The following is a 24076-nucleotide window of genomic DNA, read 5'->3' as shown; positions in this document are numbered from 1 at the left end:
TTAAATTTCCTGATTCTCTAAAGATGACAGCCCAAGAGCGGGCAACAAATCGGCGAAGCGCTCCAACACCCGATCGGGGTGGCTCAGGGCGATCGATTCACCGTAGTTATAACCGTAGGTAAAGCCGACGCTCGGACAACCGGCGCCCTGCGCGGCTTGAATATCGTTGCGTGAATCGCCGACGAACAGCAGCTCATGCGCGCGCAGCCCAAGCTTGCCGAGTACCAGGTACAACGGCGCCGGGTGCGGTTTCTTTTCCGTCACGTCGTCGCCGCCGATCACCAGCGAGAAATAGTCGCCAATGCCCAACGATGCCAGCAGCGGCGCCACGAACGGCGTCGGCTTGTTGGTCACCAGCGCCATCGGGTAACCGTGCGCGGCCAGGCGGGCCAGCGTCTCTTGCACCTGTGGGAACAGACGGCTGCCGCTGTCGACGGTCTGCGCGTAGAAATGGTCGAAGCGTTCACGCAGCCGGCTGCACTGCGCCGGCGTGCCTTCCGCCTCCGCCCAACGCAGCGCGCGCTGCACCAGCACGTCGGCGCCGTTGCCGATCCAGGTGCCGACCCGTGCCTCACCCGCTTGCGGCAGGCCCGTCTCTTCCAGCGCCATATCGATGGCGGCCGCCAGACCCGGCGCGCTGTCGACCAGCGTGCCGTCCAGATCGAAGGCCAATGCGCGGATCGCGCCGAAATCAGCCATGGGTAACCTTCGCCAGCTCGCTGCGCATTTCGTCAATCACCTTGCGGTAGTCCGGCTGGCCAAAGATGGCGGAACCGGCGACGAACATATCGGCGCCTGCGGCGGCGATTTCGGCGATGTTATCCACCTTCACCCCGCCGTCGACCTCCAGGCGGATATCGCGACCGCTGTCGTCGATCAGTTTGCGCACCTGGCGCAGCTTGTCCAGGGTGCCGTGGATGAACGACTGGCCGCCGAAGCCCGGGTTGACCGACATCAGCAGGATCACGTCAATTTTATCCATCACGTAATCGAGGTAGCTCAGCGGCGTCGCCGGGTTAAACACCAGACCGGCCTTACAACCGTGCTCTTTGATCAGCTGAATGGTGCGATCGACATGTTCGGAAGCTTCGGGGTGGAAAGAGATATAAGACGCGCCGGCCTTGGCGAAATCTGGCACGATGCGATCTACCGGCTTGACCATCAGATGCACGTCAATCGGCGCGGTAATGCCGTAGTTGCGCAGCGCTTCGCACACCATTGGACCGATGGTCAGATTGGGCACATAGTGGTTGTCCATGACGTCGAAGTGCACCACGTCGCCGCCTGCGGCCAGCACGTTAGCGGTATCTTCACCTAACCGGGCAAAATCTGCCGACAGAATGGACGGGGCAATCAAATACTTTTTCATCCGCTTCTCCAAACGTAGGGTCGAGTTGTTATGCGCCGGGGTGCCCCCGGCTTAGCGATACAGCGCCAAAAGCTCGTTCACTTTACTGCGGCCGAGAATGTTGCGGCTGATTGTGCGGCGCGCTTTCACCACATACAGCGCAGCATGCTGGTACCAGTCGCGCGTCAGCTCGGTATCGTGATTGGAGATCAATACCGGTACCTGGCTCTCTACCGAGAGCTGGTGCGCCAGATGCGCCAGGCTCTGCTGATCGGCGATGCTGAAGCTGTTGGTGTGGTAAGCGGTGAAATTCGCCGTCGCCGACAGCGGCGCGTAAGGCGGATCGCAATACACCACGGCACCGGCCACGGCCTTCGCCATGGTATCGCGGTAATGCTCGCAGACAAAAGTGGCATTGCGCGATTTTTCGGCAAACCAGTAGAGCTCTTCTTCCGGGAAGTACGGTTTCTTGTACCGGCCGAACGGCACGTTGAACTCGCCGCGCAGGTTATAGCGGCACAGGCCGTTATAGCAGTGACGGTTCAGGTACAGGAACAGCAGCGCCCGGCGGTAAGGCTCGGTGCTAGTATTGAACTCTTCTCTCAGCAGGTAAAACTGATCCGAGTTATTGAATTCATCGGCGAAAAGCGTGCGGGCATCGCGCACGAAGTCATCCGTGCGCAGCTTAACGATGTTATACAGGTTGATAAGATCGCTATTGATGTCGGCGAGAATGTAGGCGTCGTAATCCGTATTCAGAAAGACGGATCCCGCACCCACGAAGGGCTCGATTAAGCAGTCTCCCGCCGGCAGATGGCGACGAATCTCATCTACCAGCGGGTATTTTCCACCAGCCCATTTTAAAAAAGCGCGGTTTTTCTTCATGCCGTCAATTAGCTACTTATACAATTCAGAGCGGCGGATTGTACTCTGTTTCAGACAGCACATCAGCGCACAAATTTAAATGATTTATTTTTTAAGATCTTGCTGCACTTGGTGTACAGGTCGGACCCACGGTTTTTTCGCCTGCACATCCGCCGGCAACGAAGCAATGGCGCGCTTCGCTTCTGCGGAAGAAGCATAGTTGCCACTCACCAGCACGTACCACGGCTTGCCGTCACGCTTGGTGGCGTACACCAGGTAATTCTGCAGTTTCTGCTGTTTGGCGTAGGCGTTCAGCGTATCGGAACGCGAAGCGCTGCTCAGTTGCAAGGTATAGTGGCTGCCCGGCGCAGACTGCAGAGAGCTGCCGCTGCTGGCGACCGCTCCCGCTTTCGCGGTGGAAGACGGCTTGGCCGGCGGCGTATACACCATGGTCGGTGATTTATGCTGCGTTGCGGTCGGTTTGGCGGCGGCGGTTTTCGCCGGCGTTTTATGCTGTTGCGGCGCGGTTCCCTGCACAGGACGCGTCGCTTCGCGCGCTGCGGCACCGCTCATCACCGTCGCCGGTGCGGTCGGCAACGTCGACGCTGCGCCTGTCATGCCTTGGGTCGCCGCATCCACCTGCCCCTGCTGCTGCGACAGCGCATCCGCCATGTTGCCCGGCAAATCGACGCGCTGCTGCGCACCGCCCTGCTGAGGCTGCGTTTGTGCTTCGGTCGGCGTGCTGGAGATCGGCGGAACGCTGACGTTCTGCGGTTGTTGCGGCTGAGTCGCGCTCACGCCGTTGTTATCGTGGGTATCCGTCGTGCCGCCCGGCACGCCGTTGTTGGCGGTGGTCAGCGACGAAGAACCGGACAGGTTGATATCGCGGGCTCCGCCGTTTTGCGCGCCGTTCTCCTGAGCCGCTTCATGTTTGGTCGGCGCCTTCAGGGCTGAACCGATGCCGATAATCAGCAGCAGCAGCACCAAAATGCCGATGCCAATCATCAAATGTTGGCGCGAAACGGCGAAGCGCGGCGCGGCGGCCGGCTTGCGCGAGCGCGTAGGGCGACGATCGCTGCTATCAGGTCTGAGATCGTCTTCCGGTTTAAACTCGTCCATCTGAAACCCTCCAACTAGAGGCAAAAGCCCGCCACCGTAGACCTACCGTGGCACGGGCAGATTAACCCGATGATGGCAAAGCGACACCCGTCGTGCTCTGCTCACTGTATTAATATAGATGCAAATGGCGGCTAAGCCACTGTTACTTAGTCCGATTTAATTACTCGCCCGCTCAGGCAGGCAGGCGGCGATCGACGCCAACACCAGCTCATGCCCTACGCCGCCGCGCACTTCCGCCGCACCGATCGCGGTCGGCAGCACCAGACGCAGTTCACCCGCCAGCACTTTCTTGTCGCGCAGCATGTGCGGCAGATAGGATTCCGGCGTCATTTCCTGCGGCCCGCAGACCGGCAAGCCGGCGCGCAGCAGCAGCGTTTTGATGCGCTCGATGTCTTCAACGGAGAACTGGCCGAGACGGTGCGCGGTTTCCGCCGCCATCACCATGCCCGCAGCCACCGCTTCGCCGTGCAGCCATACGCCGTAGCCCATTTCGGCTTCGATGGCATGGCCGTAAGTATGGCCAAGATTCAGCAAGGCTCGCAGGCCGCTTTCGCGTTCGTCGGCGGCCACAACCTCGGCCTTGAGCTCGCAGCAGCGGCGGATACAGTAGGCCAACGCCTGCATATCCAGCGCCATCAGCGCATCGATGTTGTTTTCCAACCAGACGAAGAACTCGCGATCGAGGATGATCCCGTATTTGATGACTTCTGCCAGGCCGGAAGAGAGTTCACGCGTCGGCAACGTTTTCAGGCAATCCAGATCAACCACCACCGAAGCGGGTTGATAGAAAGCGCCGATCATGTTTTTGCCGAGCGGGTGGTTGACGGCGGTCTTGCCGCCCACGGAAGAGTCCACCTGCGACAACAGCGTGGTGGGAACCTGAATGAAGCGCACGCCGCGTTGGTAGCACGCGGCGGCAAAGCCGGTCAGATCGCCGACAACGCCGCCGCCGAGGGCGATCAGCGTAGTATCGCGCCCGTGCGGTTTTTCCAGCAGCGCCGAAAACACCTGCTCCAACACTGCCAGAGATTTGTACTGCTCACCATCAGGAAGGATCACCTGATCCACCACGACGCCGCCCTGCTCCAGCACCTGCCGGACACGCTCCAGATAAAGCGGCGCCAGGGTCTGGTTGGTGACCAACATCGCTTGCTCACCCGCCTTCAACGGCATAAAAGAAGCCGGATCGTTGAACAATCCGGCGGCGATGGTAATCGGGTAGCTGCGCTCCCCAAGCGTTACAGTAATTCTCTCCATGTCGCGCTCAGTTCTCTGTATGGTGCGGCGGTGGTTGATCCCCGCAACTGCGGGGAACACAAATCAGTTCTCCGCATTGGCCGACGGCGAACGCGGAAAGCGGCAATCAGTTGCTTTCCAGCATGTTGATGATCTGGTTGGCAACCACTTTAGCGCTCTGATCGTCGGTGCGGATGGTGACATCGGCAATCTCTTCATACAACGGATTGCGTTCTTTCGCCAAGGCTTCCAGCACTTCACGCGGCGGAGAATCGACCTGCAGCAGCGGGCGTTTTTTATCACGCTGGGTACGAGCAAGCTGCTTCTCGATCGTGGTTTCCAGATAGACCACCACGCCGCGCGCGGACAGACGGTTGCGCGTTTCGCGCGACTTCACCGAACCGCCGCCGGTCGCCAACACAATCCCTTGTTTTTCCGTCAGTTCATTAATGACTTTTTCTTCACGATCGCGGAAACCTTCTTCCCCTTCCACGTCGAATACCCAGCCCACGTCAGCTCCGGTACGTCGCTCAATTTCTTGATCGGAGTCGAAGAACTCCATATTGAGTTGCTGAGCTAACTGACGGCCAATAGTGCTTTTGCCGGCACCCATAGGCCCAACCAGAAAGATATTGCGTTTCTCTGCCATGTTTTTCGGTATTACTAAGACAATTCGTTAATGTTAACCCGCCCCGCCAATCAAATCAGCGGCGGGACCTAAACTGAAACCTCATGAGCGATAGTGCGAGATCAGACGAAAAATTATCTCAACACTCTTGGTAGTTTGGCAACCGAATAAATCGCAATCCACGCCGCGGGAGGGAAACCATATGTTTTTAACGGCGTCTTGACGCTAACAAAAAACCTCGGTGCTCAATTCGGTAACCCTTGTAAGCTAAATCGGCCGCAGCGTCAAACGCAGATCCCCCCAAGGGGATAAAAAAGTGTATCTGCTCATCAACTTTAGGAGATTTGCCGCCCAGCCGACAGGCAGCCGCTTATCCCTTAATCAGAGTCGGCGTAATGAAGATCACCAGTTCGCGTTTTTTCTGTTGTGCGCCGCTTTGCCGGAACAAGCCCCCCAGCAGTGGCGCATCCCCCAATCCCGGCACCTTGTCCGCCGTCTTGCCGCTATGCCGTTGAAAAATACCGCCGAGCACCAGGGTTTCGCCGCTTTTCACCGTGATCTGCGTCTTAATCTCTTGTTTATCGATGGTCAATGCCTCACCCGCCCCGCGGCTGATGGCGCGCCCCGGCATATTTTGGCTGATGTGCAGCGTCAGCGTGATGCGCCCGTCCGGCAACACTTTCGGCGTCACCTCCATGCCCAGCACCGCCTCTTTGAACTCGATGGCGGTCGCACCGCTGGCGCCGCTCGACACTTCATAAGGGATCTCCGTCCCCTGTTTGATGCTGGCGGTTTGCAGGTGCGCCGTCAGCAGGCGCGGACTGGCGATGATCTCCACCTGATTCTCCTGCTCCAGCGCCGTCAGCTCGAGGCTCAACAAACGCCCGCTGATGCGCGCCAGATGAAAACCGGCGTTCACGGCGCCGCGTTCCAGCGGCAGATTGACACCGACATTGCCCGGCCGCAACGGCCGCGCCGGCCTGTCGTCGGCCGCCAACCCCCAACGCACGCCAAGCTCACGCAGGCTTTCGCGGTTGATGGTCACGATATGCGCCGCCAGTTGCACCTGCGCCAGCGGCGCGTCCATTTCCGTTATCCGCTTTTTCAACTGCGTCAGGATTGGCGCGGTGTCGCGCAGCAGCAACGTATTGGTGCGTTTATCCGCCAACACGCTGCCTCGCTCGCTCAGCAACGCGCCGCGTTGGGCGTTGAGGCTTTCGGCAATTTCCGCCGCATCGCCGTTCTGTAACGTCAGGGTCAGGCTGTGCAGCGGTTGCCGCTGCGCCAACGCCTCTCGCTGCTGCCTTTTTTCCTGCGCGTCCGGCTCCGGCGAGATCAGTATCACGTTGCCTTCCCGCGTCATCGCCAGTTTGCCCATGCGCAGGGTCAACGCCAGCGCCTGAGGCCAGGGCACATTCTCCAGCCGCAGAGTCAGGTTGCCGCTCACGCCGGGCGCGGCGATCAGGTTCATCTGCCGATAATCCGCCAACGCCTGCAGGATGACCGTGACCGGCGCATCCTGAAATTCCAGGGAAACCCGCTGCTTATCCTGCGCCTGCGCGGTGCCGAGCGTCAGGCACCACAGCGCCACGCCCAATCCAGCACATCCTTTCATGGTTTGCCATCCTTGTTGTCCATCATGAGCGAGACGTCGCCCTGGCTCGCCGGGCAATCCGGTTCGGCCGTCAGCGCCGTTAACGTCAAGCTACGCGCCTGCACCTGCGTCACCTGCCAGCGCTCGGCCAGCACCCGTTGCTGCGGCCGCAGGCGCAACCATTGTCCCGCCGGCGTCACCACCCAGCCATAGCGCAGCGTCGGTTGCCCGATGACGCCTTTCAGTCGCCAGCTCGCCGGCGACGCCTCCGTTTGGGCACAAGCAGACATCGGAAGCGGCGCAAACGGGTCGCGCGGCTCAGCGCATAATGCCCATGGCCACAGCAGCCACCACCAACGGCCGGGTCTTTTACTCATTGGGCTGATCCTCGGCGGCATCCTGCAAAACCAACCGCGCCGTCATGCCAAGGGACGGCGTCTCCACGCTCAGTTGCTCGAGGCGTAAATCGGCGGGCAGCGCCTCCAGCAGCGCCAGCAAACCGGCGTAGTCAATGCGCAAGCTCAGCGTTTGCCGCGGCGGTTTTTCCTGCCGCTGCCAGCGCAACAAGGCGCCTCCCGCCCGTTGCAGCACGCTCGCCAGATCGCCGTTGGTGGACGGAGGAAGCGGCGCCGCCGGGATAGCGGTTTCCGGCACCTCGTCCAGTTGGCGTTGCACCATGGCGATCTGTTGCAACAGGCGCTGTTGCCGCTCCCCCGCGCTTTCCCGCTGACGCCATTCGTCTTGCAGCATCCAGCCACCGCCCAACAGCGCCAACGTGCCGATACCCAACCCTTGCGACAGCAGCAATAGCCAGCCCGGCAAGCTCAGCCAGAGGCGCAGCCCGGATGACAAACGGTTATCCATCACGCCCCCACTGCGCCGCCAGATGAAAGGTGTACAGGCCGTCGTCGCGTTGCGCCACCTCAGCCAAACGCAACCGCGGCAACGCAGGCATCCCCGCCAGCCGCCGTTCGAACTGCGTGATGGCCGCAGGAGAACGGCTCAATCCACGCAGCCGCAGGCCGTTCACCGCATCGCTCTCCAGCGCCGTGAGCCACAGCGGTGGAGGAATGCTGGAGGACAATTGCTGCAGCAGATGAAAATAACGCCGGTTATGCTGGGCGTTGCTCGCCTGCCGTTCGGCGCGGGCGCGCTGCAGCGCCCGCTGCGCCCGCTCTTGCTGTTGCTGACGGGCGAGCAACGTCAGTGCCGCCAGCTCTTCACCCAGCATCGCCAGCCGCGCCTGCCGCTGCGCCTGTTGGTGACGCAATTGGCCGGCGACCAGGAACAGCGCCAGCAGCAGTGCCGTTACCTGCAACATCAGCACGCCCAACCAGAAATAGCCGCGTCGCCGATCGCGGCGTTGTCGCCAGGACAGAAAGTTGACCTGATACATCAGCGATCCTCCTCGCGCAGCGCCAGGCCACCGGCCAACGCGAACGCCGAAGGATGCGCAGGCAACGGCGGACGCAGCTGCGTGAAGGCGCTGAGCGGCGACCAGGCAAGGCAACCGGCGGGCAAGGCTCCCGCCAGCACGCTGCCGGCATAGACCGGCCGATCGTCGCCCGCCGGCATCTGAGCTTGCAGCGCCCGCAGCGCCTGCGCGTCATCGTCGCCCGGCGCCAGACCAAAAGCGAACGCGCCGTCGGCCGGCGCCACCCACAGCCATTCTCGTTCGAGACGGTGCATCAGCCCCGCAGCGGGCGGCACGCCTGCCGCCGTCGCCATCATCCGCAGCGCGCAGGGGGTGATATCGACCGCTTGCGGATGCAGGCCAGCCTGACGCAGACAATGCAGCCACTGCTGCAGCTCCTGCCGCCGCGCGGCGGTCAGCAACAGCGCCGCCTCATCCGCCGGCGCGGTGCGATAGTCGAGCGCCAGCGTCTGGCCATCGAGCGGAAACTGCTTCACACCGTGGCCGCCGATATAGTCGCTGCGTTCCGGCTCGCGCAGCCGCACGTCCGGCTGCGCCATGCGTTGCTGCAACACGCGCTGCGCCGGCAGGGCAATGCGTAAGGAAATATGTCGCGGCAGTTGGACGCGCCATTGCCGCAGCGCCCGGATCAGGAATTCGGAAGGTTCCAGACAGCCATCGCGTAAAACCGCCTGCGGCAGCGCCTGCTGCCACCAGTGGCGCAACTGCCAGCCGTTGCGGCGGCGTTGGGCCGCCACCGCCCGCACGCAGTCGATTTGTATATCCAGCCCCACCTGCCATGCTTGAGGGAACATGTTTCGCAAGCCTCCATAACATCAGATGATAAAAGAACATATCCATGTCGCAGGCTTGCCTTTATACTACCGCGCGGTTGTTTATAAACTGCCCAAATGACTTAGAAATGGGAAATCTCAGGTGAAGTTCGTAAAGTATTTACTAATCCTTGCAGTATGTTGCATCGTGCTGGGAGCAGCCTCGATTTTCGGCTTGTACAAATATGTCGAGCCGCAGCTGCCCGACGTCGCAACGCTGAAAGATGTGCGGCTGCAGATACCGATGCAGGTCTACAGCGCCGATGGCGAACTGATCGCCCAATACGGCGAGAAGCGCCGCATTCCGCTGAAACTGGATCAAATTCCACCGGTGATGGTGCACGCATTCATCGCCACCGAAGACAGCCGCTTCTATGATCACCATGGCGTCGATCCGGTCGGCATCTTCCGCGCCGCCTCCATCGCGTTGGTCTCCGGCCACGCTTCGCAGGGGGCCAGTACCATCACCCAACAGCTGGCGCGTAACTTCTTCTTAAGCCCGGAACGCACCCTGATGCGTAAAATCAAGGAAGCCTTCCTGGCGGTGCGCATCGAGCAGATGCTCACCAAGGATGAAATCCTTGAGCTGTATCTGAACAAGATCTATCTGGGTTACCGCGCCTACGGCGTAGGCGCCGCCGCGCAGGTCTATTTCGGCAAAGACGTCAGCCAGCTGACCCTGAGCGAAATGGCGACCATCGCCGGCCTGCCGAAAGCGCCGTCCACCTTCAACCCGCTCTATTCGCACGATCGCGCCGTTGCCCGCCGCAACGTGGTGCTGTCGCGCATGCTGGACGAACACTACATCACGCAGGCGCAGTACGATCAGGCGCGCTCCGAAGATCTGGTCGCCAATTACCATGCGCCGGAAATCAGCTTCTCCGCGCCGTATCTCTCCGAGATGGTGCGTCAGGAGATGATCAAGCGTTACGGTGAAAACGCCTATACCGACGGTTACAAGGTTTACACCACCGTCACCAAACGGCTGCAGTTGGCGGCGCAGGAGTCGGTACGCAACAACGTGCTGGCCTATGACATGCGCCACGGTTACCGCGGCCCATCCAACGTGTTGTGGAAAGTCGGCGAAGCGGCCTGGGATCGCAAACAGATTGTCGATTCGCTGAAAAACCTGCCGAACTACGGCCCGCTGGCGCCGGCGGTGATCACCGCCGCCAACCCGCAGGAAGCGACGGCGATGCTGGCCGACGGCAGCAGTATTGCCCTACCGATGGCGACCATGCGCTGGGCACGCCCATACCGTTCGGACACTCAGCAAGGCCCAACGCCGAAACGCGTCACCGACGTAGTGCAGGCCGGCCAGCAAGTGTGGGTGCGTAAAGTGAACGAAGCCTGGTGGCTGTCGCAGGTGCCGGACGTCAACTCGGCGCTGGTCTCTATCAACCCGAACGACGGCGCGGTGAAAGCGCTGGTTGGCGGCTTCGACTTCAATCAGAGCAAGTTCAACCGCGTCACGCAGGCTCTGCGTCAGGTGGGCTCGAACATCAAACCGTTCCTGTACACCGCCGCGATGGATAAAGGCCTGACGCTGGCCACCATTCTGAATGACTTGCCGATTACCCGTTGGGATGCCGGCGCCGGCACCGACTGGCGGCCGAAGAACTCGCCGCCGACCTACGACGGCCCGATTCGCCTGCGACAGGGGCTGGGGCAGTCGAAGAACGTGGTGATGGTGCGTGCGATGCGCGCGATGGGCGTCGACTACGCGGCGGAATATCTGCAGCGCTTCGGCTTCCCGGCGCAGAATATCGTGCATACCGAATCGCTGGCGCTGGGGTCCGCCTCCTTCACCCCGATGCAGCTGGTGCGCGGCTACGCGGTGCTGGCGAACGGCGGTTATCTGGTCGACCCGTACTTCATCACCAAAATTGAAGACGATAACGGCAATACGGTGTTCGAAGCCAAACCGAAAGTGGTGTGCGGCAGCTGTAACCTGCCGGTGATCTACGGCGACACCCACCGTTCGGCGGTGCTGTCCGACGACAACATCGAAAACGTCGCCACCTCGCAGGAAGGCAACAACAGCACGGTGCCGATGCCTCAGCTGGAGCAAGTCACCCCGGCTCAGGTACAGCAGGACGGCGATCAACAGTATGCGCCGCACGTCATCAGCACACAGCTGGCCTTCCTGATCCACGACGCGCTGAACAGCAACATCTTCGGCGAACCGGGTTGGATGGGTACCGCCTGGCGCGCCGGCCGCGATCTGAAACGTCATGATATCGGCGGCAAAACCGGTACCACCAACAGTTCCAAGGACGCCTGGTTCTCAGGCTATGGCCCGGATACCGTGACCTCGGTGTGGATCGGTTTCGACGATCACCGCCGCGACCTGGGCCGTTCGACGGTATCCGGCGCCATCCCGGATCAGATTTCCGGCGGTGAAGGCGGTGCCAAGAGCGCCCAGCCGGCGTGGGACGACTTTATGAAAACCGCGCTGGAAGGCATCCCAGAGCAGAAAGTCACGCCGCCGCCGGGCATCATCAGCGTCACCATCGACAAGAGCAGCGGCAAGCTCTCTGGCGGTGGCGGCGGCAGCCGTTCCGAGTACTTCATCGAAGGAACGCAGCCGACGGACTACCCATCGCGCGATACCGGCACCACGTTGACCGATCCGGGCGGTGAAAGCCACGAGCTGTTCTGATCGAAAAGGGCCAGAGAAATCTGGCCCTTTTTTTATTCGGCGTGAAGCGTATCAGCGCGACGCGCGCAAAAATGCCTCGGAAAGGAACAGCGCGCTGACGTTGCGCGCCTCACGGAAATCCGGTTCCGCCAGCAGCGCCATCATGTTGGCGATCGGCCAGCGCACCTGCGGCAAGGGCTCCGGCTCATCCCCCTCCAGGCTCTGCGGATAGAGATCGTGCGCCAGCACGATATTCATTTTGCTGGAAAAGTAGGACGGCGCCATCGTCAGCTTACTGAGAAAATCAAAGCGTTTCGCGCCGTACCCCACCTCTTCCATCAGCTCGCGGTTGGCCGCCTCCAGCACCCCTTCGCCGGGATCGATCAGCCCTTTCGGGAACCCCAGCTCATAGGATTCGGTGCCGACCGCATATTCGCGGATCAGCAGCAGGTCATCGCCAATCACCGGCACGATCATCACCGCTTCGCGATCCGAAGGCCGCATGCGTTCATACACCCGCCGAACACCGTTGCTGAATTCCAAATCGACCGACTCGACGTTAAACAAACGCGAACGCGCGACCGTTTCCACTTTCAGAATTTTAGGTTTTTGCAGGTGTTTATCCATGATTGCCTCAAAGAGGTTACCCAGGCGCGGACGGGCAACCGAAAAAATGATTGGCGTAACGCACGGCTCGTTGGCGCTCAAACGCTGACCAAATTCGATCCTGATCACATTGTGCGTTAAGGGCAAGCTCCGCCGCAACGCGCATGAACAGTAATTTACTTTCTTTTAACAAGCGTAGCCAGCGGCCGGCGATTTTCCGTACTGATTCAGCAAACAGCGCGCAAGAAAATAGGATAATACCGATATCGACGGCAGAGACCGGTTGCTAGTATCACGCAGGCAAGAATCAGTGATAAAATGGCCTTGCGTCATGAAGGAATGAGATCCAGAGCGAGAATCTGTTTGTTCCCTCATTAGTTCTGGGTGCCTCCTGGCGGTTTACTCCGTATAATATTCAGCTTTTCATCAGGTTGGCGAAATTCACGGGTGTGAGATGGGGATTGCATGAGCACAATAGTGTTGATATTGGCCTTAGTGCTTGTCTGCCTGATTGCCGCCGGCCTGTACCTGTGGTTCAAGGCCCGCAACCCGTCGGCGCTGGCGCACGCATTGCCGTTTATCAAGCCTGCCCACCGCAAGCTGACCGACGAAGAGCGCGCCGCGGTCGAGTTCTATCTCAATCAGCAAAACAAGCTGAGCAACAAACTGTTGCCCGGCGGCGGCGCTACGCTGCCCGCGGCCAAGCTGGCGCTCACACCGCAAAGCGATAACGTATATCCGGTCACGCACGCCATTACCCGCTACGGGCTGGCCAGCGACGACCCCAATAAATGGCGCTATTACCTCGACGCGGAAGAGGTACATCTGCCGCCGTTTTGGGAACCCTATATCACCGCCGACAACCATGTGGAAGTGATCAGAACCCAGACGCTGCCGCTGGTGATTTCGCTCAACGGACACTCGCTGAAAGATCATATTCACGATCGGCCGCAGCCGCCGGTAGTGGCCGCCACGCCGACCAAAAACGCGTCCATCCGCAAGGAAGAGAGCGAGCATGTCGAGCTGGTCAATATTCGCAAGGAAACGCCGGAAGAGCATGCGCTGAACCGGCCGAACGGCATCCGTGAAGCCGTCATCATCTCCGCCGCGCTGCTGCTGCTGTTCTTCAGCCTGATAAGCCCGGTGCTGGTTATCCCCTGGATGATTTTTGTGGCGGTGCTGATGATCGCCTGGGGATGCTGGAACCTGTTCCGCCGTCCGGCGTCGCGTGAGCTGAAAGAGATCCACTGCCTGCGCGGCACGCCGAAGCGCTGGGGCCTGTTCGGCGAGTCCGATCAGGGGCAGATCAGCAACATTTCGCTCGGCATCATCGATCTTATCTACCCGCCACATTGGCAGCCGTACCTGACGCAGGATCTGGGCAAGACCACCGATGTGGACGTCTACCTCAATCGGCAGGTAGTGCGCCAGGGGCGCTTCCTCTCGCTGCATGACGAAGTGAAGAATTTCCCGCTGCAGCAGTGGGGCCGCAACGCGGTGCTGGTCGCCAGCTCGGCGCTGGTACTGCTGTTGCTGCTGATCTATATTCCGCTCAACCTGCCGCTGACCCTCAGCATGGCCTGGCTGCAGGGTGCGCAAAAAGTGGAAGTGACCAGCGTGCAAGCCCTGGAAGCCACGCCGCTGCGCATCGGCGACACGCTGAAAGTGCGCGGCAGCGGCATGTGCTATGTGCCGCCGCCGGCCAACGGCGGCGGCACCGTCAATTTTGCGCCGTTCGACTGCTCCGGCATCTATTGGAACAACGCCGCCCCGTTGCCGCAGCCGGAATCGGAAGTCATAGACAAAGCGACGGCCCTGCTGGCCACGGTCAACAGCCAGCTGCATCCGAGCGGCGCCGATCAGAAGGTCAACCCGCAGCTGGCCAGCGCCATCGAGAAATCCGGCATGATTCTGTTGGATGACTTCTCTGATATCGTTCTGAAAACACAGGATTTGTGCCAGGCAGAAAACGACTGCGTGCGGTTAAAAAACGCCTTGGTCAACCTGGGCAACGCCAAAAACTGGAGCGGCCTGGTGAAACGCGCCAGATCCGGCGCGCTGCAAGGCGTCAACGTCCTGCTGCGCCCGGTAAGCGCAGAGTCGCTGGAAAGCCTGACCAAAGTGGCCACGTCGTCGTTCATCTTCAATGAAACGCGCCTGGCCGCCGCGGCGCTCAACAGCCCGCCGCCGGGCGGTTTCCTGATCCGCAGCGATGAAGGCCGCCAGCTGGTCAGCCATCCGCAGTCTTCAGCGCCGCAGAGCGAATACAACGCCCTCGACCAGTGGAATGAGCTGCAGCGCCTTTCCACTCTGTTGCTGCATACCCCGTTCCAGGCGCAAGGGGTAATCACCAGCCTCAGCGTCGATGCCAACGGCACCCGCCACGTGGCACTGCACAGCGAACCGGACATGATCACCCTGTGGCGCTACCTCGGCACCAGCCTGCTGTTGCTGGCGGTGGTCGTCAGCCTGGGCTATAACGCCTGGCGGCTGGTGCAGCGTCGGCGCATCAATCAGCACCGCGTCGCCGATATCCAGCGGTACTACGACAGCTGCTTCAATCCGCAGATCAATCCGATGTCGATGCGGCCGATGGCCTGAACCTGACGCCGGGCCTCCGCCCTGTCATCTGCTTATGCTACGCTAACGCTATTATTCTCATCTGCGGACCGCCCGTCGGTCCGCCCGTGGAGTTTTTATGGTTCCCGAATTTGATTGGCCGCAGATCGATACCGTGCTGCTGGATATGGACGGCACCTTGCTGGACCTGGAATTCGACAGTCACTTCTGGCTCAGCCTGGTGCCGCAAGCGCTGAGCGAAAGGCGCGCCATTCCGTTTGACGAAGCCCGTCATATCATTGAGCGGGAATATCAGGCGGTGCAGCACACCATGAATTGGTATTGCTTCGATTACTGGAGCGAGCGGTTGGATCTGGATATCTACCGCATGACCAGCGAAGTGGGCAGCCGCGCCCGGCTGCGCGAGGATACCGAGCCGTTTTTACGGGCGCTGCGCGGCGCCGGCCTGCAAACCATTTTGCTGACCAACGCCCATCCGCACAGCCTGGCGGTGAAAATCGAGCATACCGGTCTGGATCGGCACCTTGATTTATTGTTTTCCACCCACACATTTGGTTATCCGAAAGAAGATCAGCGTCTGTGGCAGGCGGTGCAACAGCACACCGGGTTCAACCCGCAGCGCACGCTGTTTGTCGACGACGGCGAGCCGATCCTCGACGCGGCGCGCACTTTCGGCATTCGTTACTGCCTGGGCGTGCAAAACCCGGACTCCAGCACGGCGGAGAAAAGCTTCCAGCGCCATCCGTCGATGCGCGACTATCGCCTGTTGATACCGGCGCTGGCCAAGGGGGAAGCATGAAGGACAAAGCGACGCGCGACGACGCGGTTCGGCTGGATAAATGGCTGTGGGCCGCACGCTTCTACAAGACCCGCGCGCTGGCGCGCGAAATGATCGACGGCGGCAAGGTGCATTACAACGGCCAGCGTGGCAAGCCGAGCAAGATTGTCGAACTTAACGCCGAGCTCAAGCTGCGGCAGGGCAACGAAGAACGTACGGTGATCGTGCTGGCGCTGACCAGCCAACGCCGCGGCGCCGGCGAGGCGCAGCAAATGTATCAGGAAACCGAAGCCAGCATCGCCAACCGCGAAAAAATGGCGCTGGCGCGCAAGATGAACGCGTTGACCATGCCGCATCCGGACCGTCGTCCGGACAAAAAGGAGCGGCGCGACCTGATGAAATTTAAATTTGGTGAGCCGGAATAAGCCCTCACCGCAATGAGAGAAGATTATGTCCAACCATGACCAATTGCACCGTTACCTGTTTGAAAACTACGCGGTGCGCGGCGAGCTGGTTACCGTCAGCGAAACCTATCAGCAGATCCTGAATAACCACGACTACCCGGCGCCGGTGCAAAAGCTGCTGGGTGAACTGCTGGTCGCCACCAGTCTGCTGACCGCGACCCTGAAGTTCGACGGCGACATTACCGTTCAGCTGCAAGGCGACGGCCCGCTGAAGCTGGCGGTGATCAACGGCAACAACCTCCAGGAGATGCGCGGCGTTGCGCGCACCCAGGCGCCTATCGCCGACGACAGCACCTTGCATCAGATGATCGGCAACGGCGTCATGGTCATCACCATTTCCCCGACGGAAGGCGAGCGCTATCAGGGCGTCGTCGGCCTGGAAGGTGAAACCCTGGCCGAATGCCTGGAAGCCTACTTCCGCCAGTCCGAGCAGCTGCCAACCCGCCTGTTCATTCGCACCGGCGAAGCGGAAGGCAACGCCGCGGCGGCCGGTATGCTGCTGCAGGTGCTGCCGGCGCAGGACGGCAACCTCGATGATTTCGATCATCTGGTGCAACTGACCAACACGGTCAAAAGCGAAGAGCTGTTCGGCCTGCCGGCCAACGAAGTGTTGTACCGCCTGTACCATCAGGAAGAGGTCACCTTGTACGAACCGCAGGACGTGCAGTTCCGCTGCACCTGTTCTCGCCAGCGTTGCGCCGACGCGCTGCTGACCCTGCCGACCGACGAAGTGGCGGACATGCTGGAGCAGGACGGCAACATCGACATGCACTGCGACTACTGTGGCAGCCACTATGTCTTTGACCCGGTTGATGTTGCCGCGTTGTATGCGGGTAACACCGGCGAAAGCGACCAGTTGCACTAAGTGACACCCTTTCGGCGGGCGCGCCCGGCGCCCGCCAACGCCCGTCGTTTGCACGTTTGCTTTTTTCCGTGTGCTATCTCTCAGATCGTAACGAAATACCGCCTAAAACGTTAAATATTTGATACCCATCGCGGTTACGCACCGTTAGATCCCTACAATTGCCGCCAGAAATTCTGTGACCAAGGAGTAGTAACATGCGCGTTAAAGGTATAACCCCTCAGGATCTGGCCGCTTACGGCATTCACGACGTTAGCGAAATCGTTCACAACCCGAGCTATGAACTGCTGTTTAAGGAAGAAACAGACCCATCTCTGGAAGGTTTTGAGCGTGGGGTAGTCACCAAGCTGGGTGCCGTCTCCGTCGATACCGGCATCTTCACCGGCCGCTCGCCGAAAGACAAATACATCGTCCGCGACGACATCACCCGCGATACCGTGTGGTGGGCCGATCAGGGCAAAGGCAAAAACGACAACAAACCCCTCAGCCCGGAAGTGTGGGCCGATCTGAAACACCTGGTCACCGAACAACTGTCCGGCAAACGCCTGTTCGTGGTGGATACCTTCTGCGGCGCCAACGCCGACTCGCGCCTGAAAGTGCGCTTCATCACCGAGGTGGCCTGGCAGGCGCACTTCGTGAAAAACATGTTTATCCGCCCGAGCGACGAAGAGCTGGCTGACTTCGAGCCGGACTTCGTGGTGATGAACGGCGCCAAGTGCACCAACCCGAACTGGCAGCAGCAAGGCCTGAACTCGGAGAACTTCGTCGCCTTCAACCTGACCGAGCGCATGCAGTTGATCGGCGGCACCTGGTACGGCGGCGAAATGAAGAAAGGCATGTTCTCGATGATGAACTACCTGCTGCCGCTGAAAGGCATCGCCTCGATGCACTGCTCGGCCAACGTGGGCGAGAAAGGCGACGTGGCGGTGTTCTTTGGCCTGTCCGGCACCGGCAAGACCACCCTCTCCACCGATCCTAAGCGTCAGCTGATCGGCGATGACGAGCACGGCTGGGACGACGACGGCGTGTTCAACTTCGAAGGCGGCTGCTACGCCAAGACCATCAAGCTGTCTGAAGAAGCCGAACCGGACATCTACCACGCCATCAAACGCGATGCGCTGCTGGAAAACGTCACCGTGCTGGCCGACGGCAGCATCGACTTCAACGACGGTTCGAAAACCGAGAATACCCGCGTTTCTTACCCGATCTATCATATCCAGAACATCGTCAAGCCGGTGTCCAAGGCGGGTCACGCCACCAAGGTGATCTTCCTGACCGCCGACGCTTTCGGCGTGCTGCCGCCGGTATCGCGCCTGACCGCCAACCAGACTCAGTACCACTTCCTGTCCGGCTTCACCGCCAAACTGGCCGGCACCGAGCGTGGCGTAACTGAACCGACGCCAACCTTCTCCGCCTGCTTCGGCGCCGCGTTCCTGTCGCTGCACCCGACGCAGTACGCCGAAGTGCTGGTGAAACGCATGCAGGCCGCCGGCGCCCAGGCTTACCTGGTCAACACCGGCTGGAACGGCACCGGCAAACGCATCTCGATCAAAGATACGCGCGGCATCATCGACGCCATCCTGAGCGGTGAAATCGACAAGGCGGAAACCGTCACTCTGCCTATCTTCGATCTGGCGATGCCGACCGCGCTGCCGGGCGTGAACCCGGAAATCCTCGATCCGCGCAACACCTACGCCAGCCTCGAGCAGTGGCAGGAAAAAGCGCAGGATCTGGCCGAGCGCTTCATCACCAACTTCGACAAATACACCGACACGCCTGCGGGCACCGCGCTGGTTAGCGCCGGCCCGAAGCTGTAATTCGGTAACGTTACCTCTTCAGCTAAGGCGCGGATCCCGCGCCTTTTTTTATTTCAATTGATTGCTTTTTAACCGGCAAGACGAGAAAATAAGTCAATGCAATCATTGATAGCAAAGGAGGTTTCAATGGCTACTATCACCGTCAGAAATCTGGACGACGAAATCAAAGAGCTGCTGCGTATCTCAGCGGCGAAAAACGGCCATTCCATGGAAGAGGAAGCGCGCATGATCCTGAAACAGGCGCTGGTGAAAAAGCCGCCGCGCTATGGATTGGGTACCTGGATGCATCAGCACTTCGCCGAATTCGGCGGCGTTGAGCTGGAGATCCCACCGCGTGACGCCGTGCCGCCACGCATCGTCACCTTTGATGATGAAGATGACAACGCATGATCATTATCGACACCAACGTCATTTCAGAAACGCTGCGTCCCAGCCCGTACTACAACGTCATTAACTGGTTAAATGAAAAGGACAATGACGAGCTCTATCTCAGCGCCATTGTCCTCGCCGAACTGTTTAGCGGCGTCGCCTGCATGCCTGACGGCAAGCGCCAGCGGGATCTCAAGCTGAAATTGGCGGACGCCATTGAATTGAAGTTCGAGGGGCAGATATTGCCGTTTGATGGGCTGTGCGCGATGCAATACGCGGAATTGACGGCAAGGAATCGGCTGCTGGGTAAAGCGATGAGCGTGCCGGATACCCAAATCGCCGCCACCTGCCTGCATTACGGCGCCGCCCTGGCCACCCGCAATACCAAAGACTTCCTCCACTGCGGCATCGAGTTAATCGATCCGTGGCAGGCGCCGACCGGCCGTCGGTTGCATGAAGATGCGGCGGAATACTACGTGATGAGCAGAAAGTCCTGACGGGGCCGCAGCGGCGCGGCCCACACCAGAGTGTCAGGCGTTTTCCCTGGCCGTTTGATGGCCGTTGGTCGACTCTTTTTTCTCCATCGGCAACGGAATATACGCGCGGATCAACAGCCCACCGCGCTCGCTGGTGCCGATATCCAGTTCGCCGTCATGCGCGTCGATAATACGCTGCACGATCGCCAGCCCCAGACCGGTGCCGCTGGTGCTGCGCGCGCTGTCACCGCGTACGAACGGCTGCAGCAGGTGCTTCAATTCTTCCGGCTTGATGCCCGGGCCGTCATCTTCCACCTGGAACCAGCCGCGCTGCAGCTCGCGACCGCTGCTGACCTTGATCCAACCGTTGCCGTAACGCGCCGCGTTCACCACCATGTTCACCGCCGCCCGCTTAATCGACAGCGGATGCACATTCATCATCAGCTCGCCCGGCGACAGCGCGGTTTCAATTACCCGCTCATAGCCGCTTTCCGCCGCGACCACTTCGCCTAAAATGGCGTTCAGATCGCTGCTTTCGGTCGGCATCTCCTGCCCGGTGCGCAGATAATCGATGAACTGCTCGATGATGGCATTGCACTCTTCGATGTCTTTATTGATCGACTCGGCCAGATAACCGTCTTCGGCGCTCATCATCTCCGTCGCCAGCCGAATGCGCGTCAACGGCGTGCGCAGGTCATGGCTGACCCCGGCCATCAGCAAGGTGCGATCGTCCGCCAGCTGCTTGACGCCCGACGCCATCTGATTGAATGCGCGAGTCACTGACCGCACTTCGGAAGCGCCATACTCGCGCAGCGGCGGCGGAATGATGCCCTTGCCCACCTGCAGCGCCGCATGTTCCAGCTCCACCAACGGGCGGTTTTGAATGCGGATAAACAGCCAGGCGCCGCCGATCGCGAGCAGCATGATCGCCAGCGTATAGCGGAACAGCGGCGAGAAGTCGCCCTGGTGGATTTCCGTCAGCGGCACGCGCACCCAGATATCGGGCTGCAGCCAGGTTTTCAGCCACACCACCGGGGAGTTCTTGTTCACCTCCACCCGCACATCGGTCGGCCCGCCGAGCTGCTGCGCCATCTGCTGGCTGAGGAACTGGTAGTGCTGCGCCCAGCGCAGGCCGCTCTCCTCCGCCGCCGAATTCGTGTAGAGAGAGATGCCCAGTTCGCGGTAGATCTCACGGCGGAATGCCGGCGGCACTTCCAGCAGCGTGCCGTCTTCCAGCTGCAGCCGATCGGTCATCAGCATACGCACTTCGTAGGCCAACACCTTGTTGAACTGCTGCAGACTGGGCAGGATGGCGAAGTTCAGCACCACCAGATAGGTCGTCACCAGGCTGACGAACAGCAAGGTGACGATCAACAACAGGGTTCGGGCAAACGAGCTACGCGGTGAAAAGCGCAATCGCCTCATGCCTTGCTGCCGTCCGGTACGAAGACGTAGCCGAGCCCCCACACGGTCTGGATATAACGCGGATGCGCCGGATCTTCTTCAACCATGCGGCGCAGGCGAGAGATCTGCACGTCAATGGAACGCTCCATGGCGCTGTATTCGCGGCCACGCGCCAGGTTCATCAGCTTATCGCGCGACAGCGGTTCACGCGGGTGGCTGACCAGCGCCTTCAGTACCGCGAACTCGCCGCTGGTCAACGGCATCGGTTCGTCTTCGCGGAACATTTCGCGGGTGCCGAGGTTCAGTTTGAATTTGCCGAACGCGATCACCGCCTCTTCCTGCGAAGGCGCGCCCGGCAGTTCGTTCGCCTGGCGGCGCAACACCGCGCGGATACGAGCCAACAGCTCACGCGGGTTGAACGGTTTAGGAATGTAGTCGTCGGCGCCGATTTCCAGCCCCACGATGCGATCGACCTCTTCGCCTTTGGCGGTGACCATAATGATCGGCATCGGGTTGCTCTGGCTGCGCAGGCGGCGGCAGATGGACAGGCCGTCTTCGCCCGGCAACATCAGATCGAGCACCATCAAATGGAAGGATTCACGAGTCAGCAAGCGATCCATTTGCTCAGCGTTGGCAACGCTGCGAACCTGGAAGCCCTGCTCGGTTAAATAACGTTCTAAAAGCGCGCGCAGGCGCATGTCATCATCGACAACCAGGATCTTATGATTCTCTTGCATGGTATTACTCCCAAAGGCTTTATTGCCTGACTCGAATATTGTTAGAAAACCTTGCCATTTGAGACAGCGTTTAATGGTATGTATTCTAGACGAAATTGTTACAAAGCTTATTCTTTTCCCCATTTATCAACAATTTTCAGTGAATGTCGACGGGGGTTCGTTAAAATTTCGCCCTTTATCGGCGCAATGTGGGGCGACGGCCCAATTTTGCACAATTTCGCCACCGGCGAACCGACCGGTGGCGTTTAGCCGTCGGGTCAGGAAGTCTGCAGGAAACGCGCCAGCTGCCGGCGCAACTGCCGGTTCTCTTGCTGCAGCGCATCAACCCGATCGAGCAACGTCAACGCCATGGCGATCCCCGGCCAATCCAGATCCAGCTCGGCACGCAGCCTGCGCGCGCGCTGCAGATGGCTCAGCGCCGGGTAATCGAACTCCCAGCGCGGCTGCGCCGGCTCCAGCGGCACGATCACGCCCAGGCCGACGATCTCGACCAATTCGTCCTCTGAAATCTCCACTCGCTGACACAGTTCCACCACGGTGAATGTGATCTCTTTCTTCATCATGTGCTTTACTCCCATTCCGCACGCGGGTTGAACGCCGCCTGCTCAGCCAGCTCTCGCCACAGGGCGCTGGCCTTCTCGTTCGGCTTCGGCGGCATCACCACCTTGAGAATGACATACAGATCGCCGGGCTCTTTCTTGCCCGCCAGCCCTTTGCCCTTGACCCGCAGCCGTTTGCCGCTCTGGCTGCCGGCCGGCACGGTCAACGCGATTTTGCCGGTCAGCGTCGGCACCTCGATGCTGGCGCCGAGCGCCGCTTCCCACGGGGCGAGCGGCGCCACGATGCTCAGATTGTGGCCATCAATTTCGAACAGCGGATGCGGCGCGAGGCGGATGACCAGATACAGGTCGCCGTTCTGGCCGCCGCCCACGCCGGCAACGCCCTGCCCCTTGAGGCGAATGCGCTCGCCGTCGCCCACGCCGGCCGGGATTTTCACGTTCAGCGTTTTGCTGGCTTCGCTCACCTGCCGCCCCAGCTCGTCGTACACCGGCAGCGTGTAGGAGATCTCGCGGCTTTGGCCATGTAGCGTTTCCTCGAGGAACAGCGGCACCTCCATTTCGAGATCCTGGCCGCGGAAGCCATGCCCGCCGTGCGAGTGCGAAGCGGAGCGATGCCCGCCCGCCGCCCGCCCGCCGAACATGCTTTCGAAGAAATCGGAGAAGTCTTGCGCGTCGGCGCCGCCGCCGTGCCATGAAGCGCTCTGCTGATAGCCGCCGTGATCGCCGCGCGCCTGGCGGCCAAAGTTCGGATCGTTGCGGTGCAGCCGGATCTGATCGTACTCGGCGCGGCGCTCCTCGTCCTTCAGCACCTCATAGGCTTCGGCCACTTCCTTGAACTTGCTTTCGGCGTCGTCTTCAGTGCTCACGTCAGGGTGATATTTACGCGCCAGCCGACGGTAGGCCGTTTTGATGGTTTTCAGATCGGCGTTGGGCTCAACGCCCATCGTGGCGTAGTAATCTTTAAATTCCATGCGGTAATACCTTCAATGTGTTGGGTTGTGCGCCAAAATTCCTTGTCTCTCTCGCCAGATATCCTCCTTTCGTCGCATTCCTTTTCCGCTATCGCTAAGCATACTCCCGATTGTTAAAAGCTGCGCAAACTGAATAAAAACCGTGCGACAACGCGCAGGCCCGCGCGCCATTTCTAAAGCCCCCCGCATTCACGTACACTGTGGCGGTGACCCCATAAAGATAAATCACGATGAGAACTCAACTGATAACCCGTGAAGGGTATGACAAGCTCAAACAAGAGCTGGATTACCTCTGGCGCGAAGAACGCCCCGAGGTGACCAAGAAAGTGACCTGGGCCGCCAGCCTGGGCGACAGAAGCGAAAACGCCGATTACCAGTACAACAAGAAGCGGCTGCGCGAGATCGATCGCCGCGTCCGCTATCTGACCAAATGCCTGGAGCAGTTGAAGATCGTCGATTACTCCCCGCAGCAGGAAGGCAAAGTGTTCTTCGGCGCCTGGGTAGAGGTGGAGAACGAAGACGGCGAAATCAAACGCTTTCGCATCGTCGGTTACGACGAGATCTTCGGCCGCAAGGATTACATCTCCATCGACGCGCCTATGGCGCGCGCCCTGCTGAAAAAAGAGGTCGGGGACGTCGCCACCGTCAATACGCCGCTGGGCGAGGCGCAGTGGTACGTGAACGAGATAGACTACCCGAAGTAAGCTTTCAGCTTTTTCCGAACCGCCGCCAACGCCGCCGCCTGAGCTGTTCTCCACGCCGCGGCCGCGCGGCG

General features: G+C 60.2%; 25 protein-coding genes. 9 read left to right on the top strand and 16 right to left on the bottom strand.

The features are described 5' to 3' along the window. From CRO23_RS01420 to pilM, 11 genes are all read right to left on the bottom strand, one after another. Positions 1 to 699, bottom strand: coding sequence for a phosphoglycolate phosphatase (locus CRO23_RS01420; protein WP_033639220.1), 699 nt, complete (start codon positions 697 to 699; stop codon positions 1 to 3). Continuing rightward, positions 692 to 1369, bottom strand: a complete 678-nt coding sequence (gene rpe / locus CRO23_RS01415; protein ID WP_097101273.1) for a ribulose-phosphate 3-epimerase — start codon at positions 1367 to 1369, stop codon at positions 692 to 694. Before rpe ends, CRO23_RS01420 begins: the two co-directional genes overlap by 8 nt. Positions 1370 to 1420: 51 nt before the next feature. Next, entirely contained in the window at positions 1421 to 2233 is an 813-nt protein-coding gene (gene dam / locus CRO23_RS01410; RefSeq protein WP_004930319.1) for an adenine-specific DNA-methyltransferase, read from the bottom strand. An 84-nt stretch (positions 2234 to 2317) separates the two neighbouring features. Continuing rightward, positions 2318 to 3331, bottom strand: coding sequence for an SPOR domain-containing protein (locus CRO23_RS01405; RefSeq protein WP_097101271.1), 1014 nt, complete (start codon positions 3329 to 3331; stop codon positions 2318 to 2320). A gap of 156 nt (positions 3332 to 3487) precedes the next feature. Beyond that, on the bottom strand, positions 3488 to 4588 hold the full coding sequence (aroB, locus tag CRO23_RS01400; protein WP_016930366.1) for a 3-dehydroquinate synthase: 1101 nt from the start codon (positions 4586 to 4588) through the stop codon (positions 3488 to 3490). A 106-nt stretch (positions 4589 to 4694) separates the two neighbouring features. Continuing rightward, complete coding sequence (gene aroK, locus CRO23_RS01395; protein WP_004391482.1) at positions 4695 to 5216, bottom strand: shikimate kinase AroK; 522 nt, start codon at positions 5214 to 5216, stop codon at positions 4695 to 4697. Positions 5217 to 5565: 349 nt separating this feature from the next. After that, positions 5566 to 6810, bottom strand: coding sequence for a DNA uptake porin HofQ (gene hofQ / locus CRO23_RS01390; RefSeq protein WP_049300722.1), 1245 nt, complete (start codon positions 6808 to 6810; stop codon positions 5566 to 5568). Next, the gene (locus tag CRO23_RS01385) at positions 6807 to 7166 is read right to left on the bottom strand and encodes a HofP DNA utilization family protein (protein ID WP_097101269.1); all 360 of its coding nucleotides are present in this window, start codon (positions 7164 to 7166) and stop codon (positions 6807 to 6809) included. Before CRO23_RS01385 ends, hofQ begins: the two co-directional genes overlap by 4 nt. After that, entirely contained in the window at positions 7159 to 7653 is a 495-nt protein-coding gene (locus tag CRO23_RS01380; RefSeq protein ID WP_049300723.1) for a hypothetical protein, read from the bottom strand. Before CRO23_RS01380 ends, CRO23_RS01385 begins: the two co-directional genes overlap by 8 nt. Next, positions 7646 to 8185 carry a PilN domain-containing protein gene (locus CRO23_RS01375; protein WP_097101268.1) on the bottom strand — a complete coding sequence of 180 codons (540 nt, stop codon included), beginning with the start codon at positions 8183 to 8185 and terminating at the stop codon, positions 7646 to 7648. Before CRO23_RS01375 ends, CRO23_RS01380 begins: the two co-directional genes overlap by 8 nt. After that, positions 8185 to 9018, bottom strand: coding sequence for a pilus assembly protein PilM (pilM, locus tag CRO23_RS01370; protein WP_033639214.1), 834 nt, complete (start codon positions 9016 to 9018; stop codon positions 8185 to 8187). Before pilM ends, CRO23_RS01375 begins: the two co-directional genes overlap by 1 nt. 121 nt (positions 9019 to 9139) lie before the next feature. On the opposite strand from pilM, the gene mrcA reads away from it, so the two are divergent. Further along, entirely contained in the window at positions 9140 to 11698 is a 2559-nt protein-coding gene (mrcA, locus tag CRO23_RS01365; RefSeq protein ID WP_031300057.1) for a peptidoglycan glycosyltransferase/peptidoglycan DD-transpeptidase MrcA, read from the top strand. A 51-nt stretch (positions 11699 to 11749) separates the two neighbouring features. On the opposite strand, the gene nudE is transcribed toward mrcA, so the two are convergent. Continuing rightward, entirely contained in the window at positions 11750 to 12304 is a 555-nt protein-coding gene (nudE, locus tag CRO23_RS01360) for an ADP compounds hydrolase NudE (RefSeq protein WP_015379304.1), read from the bottom strand. A gap of 444 nt (positions 12305 to 12748) precedes the next feature. On the opposite strand from nudE, the gene CRO23_RS01355 reads away from it, so the two are divergent. From CRO23_RS01355 to CRO23_RS01325, 7 genes are all read left to right on the top strand, one after another. Further along, positions 12749 to 14884, top strand: coding sequence for an intracellular growth attenuator family protein (locus tag CRO23_RS01355; RefSeq protein WP_028127610.1), 2136 nt, complete (start codon positions 12749 to 12751; stop codon positions 14882 to 14884). A gap of 97 nt (positions 14885 to 14981) precedes the next feature. Further along, positions 14982 to 15662, top strand: a complete 681-nt coding sequence (gene yrfG, locus CRO23_RS01350; RefSeq protein ID WP_016930376.1) for a GMP/IMP nucleotidase — start codon at positions 14982 to 14984, stop codon at positions 15660 to 15662. Next, entirely contained in the window at positions 15659 to 16066 is a 408-nt protein-coding gene (hslR, locus tag CRO23_RS01345; RefSeq protein WP_016930377.1) for a ribosome-associated heat shock protein Hsp15, read from the top strand. The genes yrfG and hslR overlap by 4 nt, the downstream gene beginning before the upstream one ends. A gap of 25 nt (positions 16067 to 16091) precedes the next feature. Beyond that, positions 16092 to 16970, top strand: a complete 879-nt coding sequence (gene hslO, locus CRO23_RS01340) for an Hsp33 family molecular chaperone HslO (protein ID WP_097101266.1) — start codon at positions 16092 to 16094, stop codon at positions 16968 to 16970. A gap of 194 nt (positions 16971 to 17164) precedes the next feature. After that, the gene (gene pckA, locus CRO23_RS01335) at positions 17165 to 18784 is read left to right on the top strand and encodes a phosphoenolpyruvate carboxykinase (ATP) (protein WP_097101264.1); all 1620 of its coding nucleotides are present in this window, start codon (positions 17165 to 17167) and stop codon (positions 18782 to 18784) included. Positions 18785 to 18910: 126 nt separating this feature from the next. Then, entirely contained in the window at positions 18911 to 19174 is a 264-nt protein-coding gene (locus CRO23_RS01330) for a FitA-like ribbon-helix-helix domain-containing protein (RefSeq protein WP_004930730.1), read from the top strand. Further along, complete coding sequence (locus tag CRO23_RS01325; protein ID WP_016930378.1) at positions 19171 to 19650, top strand: type II toxin-antitoxin system VapC family toxin; 480 nt, start codon at positions 19171 to 19173, stop codon at positions 19648 to 19650. Before CRO23_RS01330 ends, CRO23_RS01325 begins: the two co-directional genes overlap by 4 nt. Positions 19651 to 19683: 33 nt before the next feature. Here the strand turns inward: CRO23_RS01325 and envZ are convergent, their stop codons facing one another. The 4 genes from envZ to cbpA form a co-directional block, all read right to left on the bottom strand. Next, positions 19684 to 21054 (bottom strand): two-component system sensor histidine kinase EnvZ, encoded by a 1371-nt coding sequence (gene envZ / locus CRO23_RS01320; protein ID WP_015379311.1) that lies wholly within the window; start codon positions 21052 to 21054, stop codon positions 19684 to 19686. Beyond that, entirely contained in the window at positions 21051 to 21770 is a 720-nt protein-coding gene (gene ompR, locus CRO23_RS01315) for an osmolarity response regulator transcription factor OmpR (RefSeq protein ID WP_004709363.1), read from the bottom strand. The genes envZ and ompR overlap by 4 nt, the downstream gene beginning before the upstream one ends. 257 nt (positions 21771 to 22027) lie before the next feature. Then, on the bottom strand, positions 22028 to 22333 hold the full coding sequence (locus tag CRO23_RS01310) for a chaperone modulator CbpM (protein WP_004930739.1): 306 nt from the start codon (positions 22331 to 22333) through the stop codon (positions 22028 to 22030). A 5-nt stretch (positions 22334 to 22338) separates the two neighbouring features. After that, entirely contained in the window at positions 22339 to 23301 is a 963-nt protein-coding gene (gene cbpA, locus CRO23_RS01305; RefSeq protein WP_016930380.1) for a curved DNA-binding protein, read from the bottom strand. A 230-nt stretch (positions 23302 to 23531) separates the two neighbouring features. Between cbpA and greB the strand changes: the two genes are divergently transcribed. Further along, positions 23532 to 24005 carry a transcription elongation factor GreB gene (greB, locus tag CRO23_RS01300; RefSeq protein ID WP_016930381.1) on the top strand — a complete coding sequence of 158 codons (474 nt, stop codon included), beginning with the start codon at positions 23532 to 23534 and terminating at the stop codon, positions 24003 to 24005. Positions 24006 to 24076 lie beyond the last annotated feature (71 nt).

The sequence above is a fragment of the Serratia sp. JKS296 genome, from assembly GCF_900215445.1.
GTDB lineage: Bacteria > Pseudomonadota > Gammaproteobacteria > Enterobacterales > Enterobacteriaceae > Serratia > Serratia marcescens.
This window is presented reverse-complemented; position numbering and strand designations above follow the sequence as displayed.

Coding starts and splice junctions, on each gene's coding strand:
- greB (WP_016930381.1), top strand. CDS start 23,532: ATGAGAACTCAACTGATAACCCGTGAAGGGTATGACAAGCTCAAACAA.
- CRO23_RS01325 (WP_016930378.1), top strand. CDS start 19,171: ATGATCATTATCGACACCAACGTCATTTCAGAAACGCTGCGTCCCAGC.
- cbpA (WP_016930380.1), bottom strand. CDS start 23,301: ATGGAATTTAAAGATTACTACGCCACGATGGGCGTTGAGCCCAACGCC.
- CRO23_RS01330 (WP_004930730.1), top strand. CDS start 18,911: ATGGCTACTATCACCGTCAGAAATCTGGACGACGAAATCAAAGAGCTG.
- CRO23_RS01310 (WP_004930739.1), bottom strand. CDS start 22,333: ATGATGAAGAAAGAGATCACATTCACCGTGGTGGAACTGTGTCAGCGA.
- CRO23_RS01420 (WP_033639220.1), bottom strand. CDS start 699: ATGGCTGATTTCGGCGCGATCCGCGCATTGGCCTTCGATCTGGACGGC.
- yrfG (WP_016930376.1), top strand. CDS start 14,982: ATGGTTCCCGAATTTGATTGGCCGCAGATCGATACCGTGCTGCTGGAT.
- CRO23_RS01385 (WP_097101269.1), bottom strand. CDS start 7,166: ATGAGTAAAAGACCCGGCCGTTGGTGGTGGCTGCTGTGGCCATGGGCA.
- CRO23_RS01355 (WP_028127610.1), top strand. CDS start 12,749: ATGAGCACAATAGTGTTGATATTGGCCTTAGTGCTTGTCTGCCTGATT.
- ompR (WP_004709363.1), bottom strand. CDS start 21,770: ATGCAAGAGAATCATAAGATCCTGGTTGTCGATGATGACATGCGCCTG.
- envZ (WP_015379311.1), bottom strand. CDS start 21,054: ATGAGGCGATTGCGCTTTTCACCGCGTAGCTCGTTTGCCCGAACCCTG.
- hslR (WP_016930377.1), top strand. CDS start 15,659: ATGAAGGACAAAGCGACGCGCGACGACGCGGTTCGGCTGGATAAATGG.
- rpe (WP_097101273.1), bottom strand. CDS start 1,369: ATGAAAAAGTATTTGATTGCCCCGTCCATTCTGTCGGCAGATTTTGCC.
- pckA (WP_097101264.1), top strand. CDS start 17,165: ATGCGCGTTAAAGGTATAACCCCTCAGGATCTGGCCGCTTACGGCATT.
- nudE (WP_015379304.1), bottom strand. CDS start 12,304: ATGGATAAACACCTGCAAAAACCTAAAATTCTGAAAGTGGAAACGGTC.
- hofQ (WP_049300722.1), bottom strand. CDS start 6,810: ATGAAAGGATGTGCTGGATTGGGCGTGGCGCTGTGGTGCCTGACGCTC.
- dam (WP_004930319.1), bottom strand. CDS start 2,233: ATGAAGAAAAACCGCGCTTTTTTAAAATGGGCTGGTGGAAAATACCCG.
- aroK (WP_004391482.1), bottom strand. CDS start 5,216: ATGGCAGAGAAACGCAATATCTTTCTGGTTGGGCCTATGGGTGCCGGC.
- CRO23_RS01380 (WP_049300723.1), bottom strand. CDS start 7,653: ATGGATAACCGTTTGTCATCCGGGCTGCGCCTCTGGCTGAGCTTGCCG.
- aroB (WP_016930366.1), bottom strand. CDS start 4,588: ATGGAGAGAATTACTGTAACGCTTGGGGAGCGCAGCTACCCGATTACC.
- hslO (WP_097101266.1), top strand. CDS start 16,092: ATGTCCAACCATGACCAATTGCACCGTTACCTGTTTGAAAACTACGCG.
- CRO23_RS01375 (WP_097101268.1), bottom strand. CDS start 8,185: ATGTATCAGGTCAACTTTCTGTCCTGGCGACAACGCCGCGATCGGCGA.
- pilM (WP_033639214.1), bottom strand. CDS start 9,018: ATGTTCCCTCAAGCATGGCAGGTGGGGCTGGATATACAAATCGACTGC.
- CRO23_RS01405 (WP_097101271.1), bottom strand. CDS start 3,331: ATGGACGAGTTTAAACCGGAAGACGATCTCAGACCTGATAGCAGCGAT.